Genomic DNA, 12,978 nt, shown 5'->3' on the forward strand with positions numbered 1-12,978 from the left:
AAATGTCAAAACGGCTTGGCGGGTCGGCCGCCCAGCACCGTCTTATACCTCTCTTTTATCGCAGCCTGCAGCAATGGCACCTCCGCCATTTTCAGCTGCCCAGGCAATCCAAGTCCGCGATACCTCTCCAGCAATCTATCCGTCTCACCGATCAGCATCAGCATCCACGTCGCCAGCTCAAGCTGCCGCGCGTCGGCAGGGAACAGGTCGCCACTCAGCGGCTCAACGCCTCGGAACGACGCGACAATCCGCGCGCCCTGACCGAGGGTTAAGGTTTTGCTCCGGCCCAGGTGGTCGAACGCCGCAGCGGCGCGTTCAAGGATTTCTTCGGGGGGCATGCTGGAATCCGGTGGTTACCAGATTCCAGCATAGTCATCACTTGGCACCGGCGCGGTCGGTTGCCAGGATCACCTGGCAGGCGTTGAGCCGGCCGGCCGCTTTGTTGGCGTCGCCGGCGATTGAGTACTGCTCAACCCCAAATCGCTCAAGAGCTGCTGCAAGTTTTTCTCGCTGCGCTCCAGAAAATTCGGCGGCTGCATCTCCATCACGGCTGCCGGCGGCGGCGGCAGTTGCGGGCAGATTGCCGGCACCGGCGGCGCGCTGGTCGCGCATCCGGAGCTGAGCGCGCAGACGAGCAACAGCCCCTTGAAGTTCCACTTTCCCATTTTCCAATCCCTCCTGATATGCCTCTGCGGCAGCGTTGTCGCTGCGTGCGGTTGCCTGTTCCTGCGCCCGGGCCGCCTTCTCACCGGCCGCCACCCGCTCCGCGGCCTCGGCGCGCTGGCCCGCAGCGTCACGTTCGGCCAGCGCCGACCGGTAATGCCAGCCCCCGAAAAGAAAAATGGCGGCCAATAGCAAGGCCGCCGCAGCTTTGATCCAATTCATGAATTAGCACCTCAATTGAGAAAGGCCGGAAATCCGGCCTTAAAGGTCTGTCCTGATCCACAGCCACGCGCCGGGCGGCCGGTTGCTCTTTGGCATGAGCATCAGGTCAAGGTGATAGCCGCTGTAACCGCCGGTCAGCGTCAGGGCAGGGCGTGCGATGGTGTGACCCTCGTACTGCATGCCAACTATCTGAGGGCTCGCGCCGACATGCCACCGGCCTGCTGTCTGCCAGCGCGGGCCGAATGCGACAACATGCTCAACCGAACCGTTGATCCGGTGCTGCATGTATGCCGCGCCCAGTTCCGGTCCATCTTGCAGCCGTATGTTGAGCGCAACGCCGGCTCCAGGGTCTGCAAGGCTCCCGCCTTGCTGCCATCTGGTGGTGGCCGCGATCAGGCTCGGGGTGATTTCCACAGCATGCGCAGATGCTGCAAATACGATCGGCAATAGAAAAGCCAGAGGCTTCATGAGAGTCTCCTGTCAAAGGGTGCTGCTGTTGGGAAAAAAGGGTCAGACCCGAACGAGCTTCCAGTCGATGCGAGTGATGTTGATCACCCCACCGGAAGTACCTGCGCCGTTCCATGTGAACTTGATGTACATCCGGTTATCAATCGGGCTATTCGCTGCGCCGGCGAGCAGGCCGTCGCCGTGAACGACTTCTGCCGATGTATAACCCATGGCCCCGCCAGATTGGCTGTTGCCGCCGGCGATGGTGGCCGACGCTTGGAACATATCAGACGAAGCAGTTGACCAGCCGCTGGGCAAGTTCACGCCGGTATCGATAAAGGTGGTCCATGTCCCACTACTACCGATCCAGCCCGAATTCACCCATGCAACGCCGCTGGCGCGAACGTCCGGAGCAGATACGATGGTGCGGGCGAAATAGCCCGATCCATCGAAGTTGATCTGCACTGCGCCGGGGACATACATCATTGCAGCGCTGCGCGCCGGATCGAGGTTGAAATACTTCTGCCGGTCATTGGAATACATGATCCCGGCCGTCACTTCACCGATGTTGGCCGTGATCGCAGACAGCTGACCGATGGCCATGTCGCTGGCAGCGACCTGCGACTTTCTTGCCATGCTTCCCAGTCCGGCCACACGGTTTACATCGAGATTCTGGCCAGCGCCGAAAATGATGTTGCCAGCAGTGTCCTTGATCGTAAGGCCGCGCGAGTCGATGTGATTGGCTGTGATCGCCCCGGCCTGGACCTTGTCGCCGGTGATGCTATTTGCGGCAAGGCGGTCGCCGGTCAACGATCCCACTACGATGTGAGTCGCAGTAATCTGGTTCGCTGCGATCTTGTCCGCAGTGACAGCGTTGGCCGCCACTTTGTCGGTGGTAATTGCACCATCGGCTATCAGCGTACTGCCAGATACCCGAGTAACCGAAATCAGCCCAACCATATAGCTGCCGGACGTTACTGCATGACGGATGCGGATTTGCCCCCAGTTGAAGGCGATGCTTCTCGGTATTGTGACTGTCGTGGCGAAGGTGCGTGCGCCGCTTTGGCTTTCCGTCAACCATTTGCTGTCGCCGTTGCCACCGAATGACCACCACCAGACACCGGGAACGTGCAGATCGACTCCTATGCCGCCACTTCCTCCGTTTCCATAGACCTCAACTTCCAGCCGATAAGCTGCACCTGGCTCTAGAACGAATTGCTTGCTGATAGACTCGGTTGCAATACCATTGGCCATCATCAAACGCCGCCGGCTGCGCGCCCATCCCGCTTCGCTAGCTTCCTCAATCGGATTGCCTGGGCGCCCCCACCAGTCCAGCTGGTAGTAATTAGGGTCGGGGATTAAGCTTTCGCCTGGATTGATCAGCAACTGATCGGCGGTGATCACGAACTGCGATACAGTGCCATCATTGAATGCCTGAATCCCCGCCAGCTTCTGCCGGCCATCACTCTGCGCCGCGCCCAGCACTACCCCCCACTTGCTAGACACCTTGCCGTCCAGGTTCGCCTGGGCTTGCTGTACCTGAGTGACACTCGCCTCCGCCGTGCCGACGCGGGCTGACAATGTCGTCACGTCCTGGGCATTGGCCTTGCCGGCCAGCGTTGTTTCAGCAGAGGAAATGCGCTGCACTGCTGCGTCCAATGAGGCCTGCGCCGCTTTCCCATTGATAGCGTTGTTTATGTCACCGCCTGGCGCTAATCGAGCGTTGACTTGGTTGATGCTCTGAGCGCTGCTTTGCTTTGCATCTGCGACGGCAGTCTTGACCTCGTTGATGCCGGCCTGCGTTGAAGAACGGTCGGTGTTGGCGGTGGCTGTGACGTTGTCGATACGCTGCCCCAGCGCTTTGTCAGCATCCGCCAGAGTTGTCAGTTGCTCGTCAACGGTGGCTTTGTTGCCGGCGAACTCGGACCGCAGCGACGTCAGGTCGCTGGCCGCGGCCTTGTCGTTCATTGCTGCCTCAACCCAGCCAACGCGCGTCAGCGCGGCGTCAACGTTCGTTTGAAGCAGTGAGCCGAGCGCATTGTTTCCCAGGCCCACGGGGCCATTTAACCAATCAAATTTCAGTTCGGCGCGGGCGGCTGGGTCGTTGAAGATTTTGCCGGCATACATTTCAAAGCCGCTGCCTTCTCCGACACCGGCCCGGCCAACAAGCAGGTATGCAGATCTGGACTTGAAGGCTGGATTACCGAATATGGCCTTGCTGGCACCAGCTCGGTATAGCGCGTCTGGGAAGCCGCTTCTCAGCCGCCGCGTCCATGCATCTTCATCGGCATAGACAAAGACGGCGGTCCCGGTCTGCACAGCATTGAGCCAGTTCGCCGCAGCAAGAGCAGATTCGTCGGACTGAAAATCAAACCGCGCAGACGCCACTACGTTACCGGCTTCATTGAGCGTTGCCAGCGTGTAACCCAGGCCGCCGGCCAGCACCTTCGCATCGTCAACCCACAAGCCGCTATCGCGCTGCGGGTCGTTGAATCCGCAAGAGCGCAACAGCATGCGCCGGCGCTGGCCGACGGCTGCCTGCAGCTTCTGGACGGTGGTTGCACTCGCGGACTCATTCGCCTTTACAAGTGCCTGGTTTGCTGTGCTGACGGCGCTATTGAGCGGGCCTTGAACATCGCCAGCCAACTGCGCCAGCTTGACCTGGCCGACCAACTTTTCAACAGACAGGCCAGCTACCTGGGCATCGCTCAGTTGTCCGGTGACCTTCAGCGCGTTGATTGCATCGATCTGCCAATCCTTCAGCGTCCCGACCACTTTCGAAGCGTCGATGGCTTTAATCATCTCGGCTTCAATCTCACCCGGCTTGATGCCGCCGGCGACCGATACCGGCGTAACTGCGACCTCGCTGGAGATGTTGAGCCCATCCTTGCCGAAGCTGTCGTATGCCGCGGCTTTGACATAGTAGGTGGCGCCGGCGGCAAGTTCGGCGCCAGACCACAGCTTATACAGGGTGGTGAAGAAGTCCGGGCCGTCATAGACCAGGCAGTCGTCAGCAGGCGAAAAGCCCGACGTGGCCGACATCCAGATCCGGATGCCGGTAATGTCCGTGTCGGAGGGCTGATTGCATGAGAAAAATGCGGACTTGAAGCCCGGATTCACCGAGACACCGGTCAGCACAGCAGGCACTGGATTGGATGCGACAAGGGTCGCCCAGTTGCCCGAGGCACCGGTCTGACTGGTGGCGCGCACGCGGAAGACGAGCTGACGCCACGGCCCGCCATCGGCCTTGCCATCCTCCCAGCTGTATTCGAAGCGGCGGGCGTCGCCCACCGATGCCGACCTGCGCAGTGTCTGCGGCGTGCCGGCCCACACTTCCACTGTGTAGTTTGCGGCGCCGTCGACGGGGTTCCATTTGATCTTGCAGCTGCGGCCGGTGAACGGCTGTTCCAGCGACAGACCGGTGACGTCGGCTAGCGGCGCGCCGGTGATCTGGTAGGTCACCGGGGTCAACGTGGACAGGTCTTCTACGCCGCCGCCGTGGATGTTGAACGACTGGAACTTGATGTAGATAGTCTTTCCGACCTTGGCCTTGTCGTATGGGAACTTGGCCAGGGCCTGGTCCAGCCGGGCAAACTTGCTGCCGGCGGCGTGGCTGCTGATGACGGTGCCGTGAGCCCCGCGTACCAGATAGCCCAGGTCGTACTGATTCGGCGCGGTCAGCGTCGCATCTCGGTATGCCAACAGCTCGCCATCAACATAGCAGAGGGTCACCAGCTCTTCGGCGTTCTGCTGGGTTGCCGCCAGCAGCGCGCCGCCGGACACGGACAAGTCGACACGGAGGTTGTTGACGGTGTCGACGCCTGGGCCATTGTCCAGCTTGGTGGCAAGCACGCCATGACGCGAGCGGCCAACAATACGACCAATGCGCAGATAGGTGGCGTTGTCGTCGGACACCCAAACGTCGCAGCCGCCCCAGTTTTTGCCGCCGGAGGTGGCAATCCATATCTGCGGCGCGCCGGCCAGTGACAGCGGCGGCTCGAAGATGACGGGCTGGCTAACCGGGCCGGCGGGCATGTTGTAGTTCGACGAATACCCGTCCCCGTTTTGGGTCGGATAGCGGGTTGCGCCAACAGAGCCCAGCGGCACTTCCTCGGCGCGCACCAGCAGCTCGCCGTCTTCGTCTTCCTCGATCTCGGTAATACGGACGGGGGTCTTGTCCAGGCCAAGCGCCGCATCGGTCAGAGTCACAAGGTCGGTCGGCTCTAGCAGGGCATACTTCCAGCCCAGGCGGAATTCGTAGCTGTTCCGGACGTACAGGCTGCGCTGCAGGATCTGCTGTGCGACCAGACGAGCGACGCCGGCGTCGGCCACCTCGTGGAGCTCGACTTCGAGCATGCGCAGTCCAAACTGCTCGATGCTGGCCTGATCCTTGGCCTCGGCCACCTCCTCGTTGTAGCTGTTGCCGCGGTTGAAGAATTTCACGCGCACCGAGTTATGGGCATCGGAGGCTGCAACACGGGTGCAGAGGATGGGGTCTTCGCTGCCGGAGGCCAGGAAGTCGTCATCGGTCAGGTCATAGACCGGGGCCATGTTTGGGGTGAATGTGACGCCGTTGCCGGTGGCCGCAGTGTCGGAGTAGGGGACGACCTTGATCTTGCCCTCGCTGAAGTACACGCCGCTGTTGGTCAGACGGAACAGGCGCGCCAGGATCTCGTGCGCGGGCTCTTGCTCGGTGTACGCCGGAGAAATGAACAGCCCGTTGGCGACACAGAAATCGGAGAACGGCTTGAGGTCGCCGAATTTGGACGCGGGTACGCCGGCGCCGTAATAGGGGTTCGTGCTGAAGTCGATCACAACGTCGCGCGGGTTGGCGTCGCGGATGTCGTTGGAGAAGCCGAAGCCGCTGTCGATCTCGAAGGTCATGTTCGGCAGCGTCGGGTCGTCGCCAAGCTCGAATACACCGGTGCCGACATGGGCCGTGCCGCGGTAGGCCAGGGCCTGGTCGGGGTGCCGGCTTTGAACATAGCCCATAGGCTGCTGGTTATAGCTACCGTTGAACTGCGACAGGTTCCAGTGATCAATGGTGCCGACTTTCTTGCCGACCCATGCGTTTGTGACGCCTCGCACCGGCCCCTCGCACAGCCCGAGCTGCAGAGCGACTTGGTAGGTGTACGAGATCGATTCGACGGTTGTACCGCCGCCGCCACCGCCTTTGCCACCGGCGCTTTGGGTGCTGCGGTGCTCGATCGATATAAAGTCGTTATACCAGATCACGTTGGACGCCACGCGCGCCTTGCCATACAGCAAGGGAATCGCCCGGCCATAGGCCGAGGTCTGCATGCGCAGGCTTGAAACGACCGGGGCGGATGTCGAAATCTTGGTGCCGCCACCACCTCCAAAAATACCGCCCATTGCTTACTCCTCCCAGATCGAATAAAAGCCGGCCTGGCGGCCCTGCAGGCGCGGGGTGTTCTCCGCGTCGGTCAGCACCACGCCCTCGCCGACGTAGGCGTGCAGGATGGTGGGCCAGTCAATGACGATTGCGCCGTGGCTGATGCAGCGGCCGAACTTGTAGACCACGATGTCGCCGGGCTGCGGCGTTTCCACCGGCCTGGCGTATTCCTCAACCCAGCGGAGATAACGCTCTTCGCCGCGGTGCAGGTGCCAGTCCATTGGGTAGGGCCGCGGGTCAATGTCGGGGATCAGGCCGCAGGCGTGAAACACGCGGATCAGCAGGAAGGCGCAGTCGGCGCCGGCGCCCTTGACGTTGCCCTGGTGGTGGTAGGGCGTGTTCAGCCAGGTCATGGCCTCGGCCACCACGGCGGCGCGCTGTTTTTGCTCGGTTTTGTGCATGGCGATCGGCAATAAAAAAAGCGCCCGGAGGCGCTTTGATTGAGGTGGATTGCTTGTTACTTGTTGCGGATCATGGCTTGAGCCAGAGTGTAAAAGACACCCGTTCCTGTACGCGGATCAGGAATGACGAAAGGCTGACCTTCGAGCTTCCATTCCGAACGAATCGCTGATCTAACCTTGTCTTCTAGGCTAACTGCTGCTTTCTCGGGGGTTGCGCCGCCACCAATCAAAATTTGGTACTCCATTGATTTTCCAATCTGAGCAAATGAAGGAAATGGCCATATTGTGCCACTGCTGCAATTATCAATGCGTCATAGCACGGTCTCCGGAGCCGGAACATACGGATGGCCGCGGAAGTTGATCACGTTGTTGAACTTGGACTGGCAGGTCGCCTTGGTTTTGTCGCATCCGGGATAGATCGTGAAGCTGTCGCCCGGGTTGCACTGCATGACTAGCGGGGCGGACAGCGTCACAACCCCGGGGCTGTAATCCTTCACCGACCGGATCACGCCGGCATTTGGGCCGCTGTTAAAGCGAATGGTCCCCAGCGAGAAATAGCCGACTGCCTGTGTCAGCGAGCAGTTGATCCGGTTGACGGTGCTGCCACCGTTCACGGTGCTGTTGATGGCAAATGCCTCTTTCGAGATGCCGCAACCGCCCTGGTGCAGGGTATGAAGGCAGCCGGGCTGGTAGAGGTTGCGCGGCATCTGGGTGTCCAGCAGCTCCAGTTCAGATTTCACCGTCAAGCGCAGTTCCGTCCTGCTGGGCTTCACGTCAGCGATGCGCCCTTCGAAAAGCAGGATGCTGCCGGCGCTGGTATCGGTCCAGTCGGTAGAAAACACGCGCTCCAGGCGCACAGCCGCCGCATCCAGGGCGCCGACGCGCGCCGCATGGAGCCATGGCACGCCGTTGATCGTGTGGGTGCTGTCTGCGAACAGGGTCAGATCGAGCGTGTCCACTTCCAGGCCCAGAGTCAAGCGCGTGCGGCCACGCTTGAATAGCGGCCCTTTGCACGAAAACGTCTGGCCATTGACGACGAGGTCCACGTCAGCGCTCGTGTATCGGACAATGGCGCCGCCGACCAGCGTGAAGGTGTACAGATCGGCCATGAAAAAGGCCCTGCCAGAATTCAGCAGGGCCTGCAGGGCAGGGCTTGCATTACGCATGTTTCAGACCTTATTTCCAGTCGCCCCCACGAGCTCGCACTTCTTGAACTCCCAGAGCTGTTGCATGAATTTGGAGAAATCGGCGGAGTCGTCTTTGAAGCGGCACCGGTAGTAGTAGCTGCCCGTCCAAGTCACATCCTGGCCAGGGCCTGGCGCCGGGTTGAAGACGAGGATGCCGGTCGGCGTGACGGTGTAATCCTTGCCTTGGATCTTCACCGCGCCACCGACACGCACCTCCGTTATCGTGTTGACGTTCTCGACTGGCTCGATGAAGCCGCCGCAGGGCCGCAGCAGCTGGAACAGGTTGCGATTGCCGTCGCCGGCGGCGATCCGGTAGTCAGTCACCTGGCAGTCGTCAGGGTCCGTGAACAGGAACGAGTCCCACGCGCCGCGCCGCGCCAGGAAGAAGCCCAGCAATTGCTGGAATTCGTCAGCGCGCAGGAACTCGAACGATAGCCGGATCGTGTACGTGGGGTATGCGGTCAAGGACGCCCGCAGCTCTCGACCGCTGGCTGCGCGCTGAATGCGCGTCGTGAACTGCGGCGCCTTGACCACCCCCCAGGCCAGGCCGGGGAAGGTTGGGAAGATGGCGTTGCTCATCAAAAACCCCCTGCAAAATCACGCTTTGCAGCCTTGAGAACCTTAAGCAAATCCTTGCGGGATGCGACAAAGAATTCCCCAGCTGAAACGCCGGTCAACTGAATGGGCGGCAGACTGGGCGCGGGTGCTGCAGCGCCACCCTGACCTTGCTCTCCGCCTCCTTTGCCTTCCGCCATCTCTCGAATTACTTCGGCGTAGGGTTTAGGCAGCACCATTTCCTCTTCGTGCAGTTGGGTCATCGGGTTGACGCCGCGCGGGATGCTGTAGCCTCCGCGCGCGGATTTGACCCTGCTTGCGATTCCAGATACGGCGGCAAAGGCGGCCGCACCAGCGCCAACAGCAAGGACTGGTCCAACATAGGGGATTCCGACAATTGCTTTGAATGCTGAGGCCATGGCCTCCCAGGCGCTGAGCATGATGGACTTCACCGCCTCCATCGCCTTGAGGCCCAGGCGCGCGAGCGTGCCGGTGGCCGTCGCCCCGGTTCGAGCCGCCTCGCCCGCGGCGACTGCGCCGGTTTTGACGGTTTCCCCCGTTGCGGTGGCGGCGGCGTCCGCCTTGATCAGGCCCAGCTTGATCGCCAGCTTCTTGGTAAGCCATCCCTGCTCGATGGCGAACAAGGCTGCATGATGAGCGCTTTCTTGGGCTATTTCCCGAGTGTATTTTCCGGCAAGTTCGGCGGCTGGCCTCAACACCAAGTTTTGCACCATGATGCGCCCAATCTCGGCCCAAACACCCTGAATGGCTTGCTTGAACGACAGGGTGCCTTGCAGCATCCGTTGAAGGCCGTCCTCGTACATGCTGCTCGTGTCGTCCTCCGCACCCTGCCAGCGGTCGTATCCCGGTTTTGCGGATGCGCCTCTAATCTCCGCAAGCCTGGCCTGGTGCTGGACTTCGGCCTGCTCCCGCTCCTGCTGCAGGCGGTAAACTTCCGCGATGTTGTGGTCCGGGTCGCGCTCCAGCGCCGCGATGCGCTGGTCCAGGAATGACTGCTTGATCTCCAGCCGGCGCTGCTCGAAGGCTATGAGCGTGGCCTCCTGCTCGTCAGCTGATAGTCCAAGCATCTCAACTTCGCGTTGATATGCGGCCTCGTCGATTTGCAGCGCGGTGTCCTGCGCCTGCCGGCGCGCGTCCATTTGCGCCTGCTCCAGCTCCTTCGCGTTGCGGTCGCCCTCGCGCTGTATTGCCAGCAGCGCATGGGTGTGTTGGCGCACGACCTGTTCGCGCTCCTTGCTGCCTGCCTTGGTCAGCGCCAGCTTCTGCTGCCAGAAATCCGCCTCCGCCTGGGCAGAAAGCTTGCTCCCAGCCATTTCGGCATCAAGGCGTTTCGAGTCGAGTTCGTTGTTCCACTCGCTGAGGCGCGACTCCTCCTTCGGCTTATGCTTTTTCTTCTCCTTCTCGTCGAGCAGCTTCGGCGGGCCGCCGGAGGTGCTGTCGCCTTTTTTCTCTTCCTGCTGCTTGCGCCACTCCGGATCTTCACCCTTGTACTTGTCCAAGATTGGCTGGTAGGCATTTTGGGCTTGAGTTTTTTGGACGTCGTCCAAGCCTTTTTGATAGAGCAGCATCCGCCCGCGGGCTTCATCCTCCGCTGCTCCGAGCGCGCGCTGGTCAACGGTCAGGTTGCCGCCGGAGGTCTGTCGCTTCAACTTGAGGCGGTTGAATTCGTCCGTTGCCTCCTTCAGCCCTTGGCGCATGCGCGAGACGTCGACATCGGAAAGCGCTTGCTTGATGTCGTCAGCTGCCTTGCGCGACTTTGCTGCGGCGTTGCCGGCGGCGGCGGCTACGTCGTCCCAGTGGGTGACCAGGGCAACCAGCGCCATGATGGCGATGCCGACAGGACCGCCGAGCGCGGTCATGACAGTGGAGAAGCCGCGCGCCGCCAGGCCGGCAACGGTCGTTGCACGTTCGAAAGCGACCTGGGCAACGGTGGCGGCTTTCGTGCTGGCGGTGGCCGCCGTATTGGCGCGACCCAGGGCCTCGGTAGCGGTCGCCGCACGGGCAACTGCCGTGTTTCGAGCTGCCAGGGCTGCGGTCAGCTCGGTCTGGGCCTGCGCAGTCAATTGGGTGCGCGCGGCCAGGTCTGTTTCGGCTTTTGCGGAGCGGAGGGCCGCTTGCCAGCTCTCTACCTGCACCGCCGCTCGCTGGAGCTCCGCGCGCGCGGCGGTGTTCTCGCTCTCTGCCAGCAGCAGAGTCTGCTTTGCTGCAATGCTGGAAGCATTGGCGGCGGCCAGGTCCGCGGCTGCTTTCTCCTTCGCGGCGGCCATCCCAGCAACGCGCGCGCGCATCTCGTCGGTCAACTGGCTGACCATGTTGCTGCCGGCCTGGGCCGCCTTCAGGGTCACATAGGCGCCGGCCAGGAACTTGATCTGGTCGCCATATTCCGAAACAAACTGCTTGGCGCTGGCCATGCCGCTGCCGACCGCCTTGATGCTTTCGGCAAGCTCGGAGCTCCAGCGGGCAAGGGTGCCATTGCTTTCGAGCTTTTCGAACTCGGCGTTCATCTCGGACATCATCGTCTTCAGAGGGTCGAGCGCGCCGTCTTTGCGCAGTCTGTTCAGCGCACCTTCGATGTTGTCGATGAAGTTCGACCACATGCCGCCCAGGCTCTTCATCTGGGCTTCCGCTGCGCCTTCGGACGAACGCCCCATTTCGTCGATCAGCGCCTTCAGCACATCACGACCGAGCCGGCCTTTTGATGAGAGCTCTTGGACCTCGGCGGTGGTCTTGCCGAGCACCTTGGACAGCATGTCCCAGACTGGGACACCGGCCTCCAGAAGCTGCATCGCCTCTTCGCCCTGCAGCTTGCCCTTCGTCCAGGCTTGGCCGAGGCCGAGGGATATTCGTTGCAGCGTCTCGAAGCCGCCGCCAGTCTGCGCCGCGCGGTCGGCGATCGACTTCATCGCGCCTCCCATGGGGTCTATGCCCATGTTCTTCAGCAGCATGAAAGACTGGGTGACCTCGTTGACCTGATACGGCGTGTCTTTGGCAAACTGCTGAATCCAGGCGAAAGCCTCCTGTCCTTTGCCGACGCTGCCCATCACCGAGTTGAGCCGGATCTCCAACTGCTCGAAATTGGACATGACGCCAACGGCCTGCCGGCCAAGCATCGCCAGGCCAGCGCCGCCCGCCAGCCCGATGACGCTGTTGAACATATTGCCGATGCCGTCGAGCTGGCGGCGGATATCGGACATCGAGTCCGCGATAACTCGGGTTGCCCGGCCCATGCCGGCTTCCAGATCGCTCGTGCGCGAGCCAATCCGAACTTCGATATCGTTGCTCATCTAGACCACCAAAAGAGAAAGGCCGCTGGTTAAGCGGCCTGAAAGAGGGATTGCTCGGCTGCGCGGCGCCGGGCGAGACCGGGCAGCTCCTTGCCGCCGGCCTTGTTCCAGCGCGGGAACTGTGCGGCCGCGCCGGCGTAGTCGCCCGCGTTGAGCAATCGCAGCAGCGTAGAGCCTTGCAGCGCGCCCAGACCAAGATTGAAGCTGAAGCAGACCAGCGCATCGAACTGGTTCTGGTTCAGCGGCACCTTGACCAGCCGCGCGACACCGGCTTCAAATCGCTCCAAGTCGCGCGCCAGCAGCGCGTCGGCCTGCGCCTGGGTGATGACTTGTCCAGGCGTCACGTCCGGCCCTGTGTGGCCGTAGCCGTTCGTCCAGATGCCGGCCGGGCATTTGTATGCGACCAGCTTCAGGCCCTCGGAACTCTTCACCAGCGTGATTCCTGCATCGCTTGTTTTCATGGTTTTTGCTCCAATTGGTTGACCCGGGTTTTCAGCCACGCCTCCAGGAACTGGGCGCCAAGGATGCCCAGCGCGCTGCCCACGCCAATGAGGGCAGGCAGAGGAATAGTGGGAAACTGCGCCAGCACGACGCCGGCAACAGTGGACGTCGCGCCGCCCAGGATGGCCCGGCCCAGCGCCAGGCGGCCGGTGATCTTTTCCGAGCTCACGAGCAGCTTGCCCAGGCCAATTACGGCACCGATTACGACCAAGTACAGAACACCTTTCTCGTGCTCCTGCATGATGGTTCCTTGAATAGAAAAACCCGCCGAGAGGCGGGTGGAA

At 61.6% G+C, this 12,978-nt stretch carries 11 protein-coding genes; all 11 read right to left on the reverse strand.

Annotated elements, in window-relative coordinates; translation table 11 throughout:
- Positions 1–5 precede the first annotated feature (5 nt).
- The 11 genes from VI26_RS06485 to VI26_RS06535 all read right to left on the reverse strand — a co-directional run bounded on the left by VI26_RS06485 (position 6) and on the right by VI26_RS06535 (position 12,935).
- A complete protein-coding gene (locus tag VI26_RS06485) occupies positions 6–338 on the reverse strand; it encodes a hypothetical protein (RefSeq protein WP_048408931.1) in 333 nt (110 codons plus the stop codon).
- 37 nt (positions 339–375) lie between these two features.
- Complete coding sequence (locus tag VI26_RS06490; protein ID WP_048408932.1) at positions 376–885, reverse strand: hypothetical protein; 510 nt, start codon at positions 883–885, stop codon at positions 376–378.
- Between the two features lie 39 nt (positions 886–924).
- Entirely contained in the window at positions 925–1,353 is a 429-nt protein-coding gene (locus VI26_RS06495; RefSeq protein WP_048408933.1) for a hypothetical protein, read from the reverse strand.
- Positions 1,354–1,395: 42 nt separating this feature from the next.
- Positions 1,396–6,705, reverse strand: a complete 5,310-nt coding sequence (locus VI26_RS23140) for a phage tail protein (protein ID WP_053074266.1) — start codon at positions 6,703–6,705, stop codon at positions 1,396–1,398.
- Positions 6,706–6,708: 3 nt separating this feature from the next.
- On the reverse strand, positions 6,709–7,146 hold the full coding sequence (locus VI26_RS06505) for a C40 family peptidase (RefSeq protein WP_048408968.1): 438 nt from the start codon (positions 7,144–7,146) through the stop codon (positions 6,709–6,711).
- A 56-nt stretch (positions 7,147–7,202) separates the two neighbouring features.
- A complete protein-coding gene (locus VI26_RS06510) occupies positions 7,203–7,391 on the reverse strand; it encodes a hypothetical protein (protein ID WP_048408934.1) in 189 nt (62 codons plus the stop codon).
- A 66-nt stretch (positions 7,392–7,457) separates the two neighbouring features.
- A complete protein-coding gene (locus VI26_RS06515) occupies positions 7,458–8,312 on the reverse strand; it encodes a DUF2163 domain-containing protein (RefSeq protein WP_048408935.1) in 855 nt (284 codons plus the stop codon).
- A 3-nt stretch (positions 8,313–8,315) separates the two neighbouring features.
- Positions 8,316–8,912, reverse strand: coding sequence for a DUF2460 domain-containing protein (locus tag VI26_RS06520; protein ID WP_048408936.1), 597 nt, complete (start codon positions 8,910–8,912; stop codon positions 8,316–8,318).
- Positions 8,912–12,193 (reverse strand): tape measure protein, encoded by a 3,282-nt coding sequence (locus tag VI26_RS06525; RefSeq protein ID WP_082150921.1) that lies wholly within the window; start codon positions 12,191–12,193, stop codon positions 8,912–8,914. The genes VI26_RS06520 and VI26_RS06525 overlap by 1 nt, the downstream gene beginning before the upstream one ends.
- Before the next feature lie 29 nt (positions 12,194–12,222).
- On the reverse strand, positions 12,223–12,654 hold the full coding sequence (locus VI26_RS06530; protein WP_048408938.1) for a lysozyme: 432 nt from the start codon (positions 12,652–12,654) through the stop codon (positions 12,223–12,225).
- On the reverse strand, positions 12,651–12,935 hold the full coding sequence (locus tag VI26_RS06535) for a phage holin family protein (RefSeq protein WP_048408939.1): 285 nt from the start codon (positions 12,933–12,935) through the stop codon (positions 12,651–12,653). Before VI26_RS06535 ends, VI26_RS06530 begins: the two co-directional genes overlap by 4 nt.
- Between the last annotated feature and the right edge of the window lie 43 nt (positions 12,936–12,978).

Source organism: Chromobacterium sp. LK1 (genome assembly GCF_001043555.1).
Taxonomy (GTDB): Bacteria; Pseudomonadota; Gammaproteobacteria; order Burkholderiales; family Chromobacteriaceae; genus Chromobacterium; species Chromobacterium aquaticum.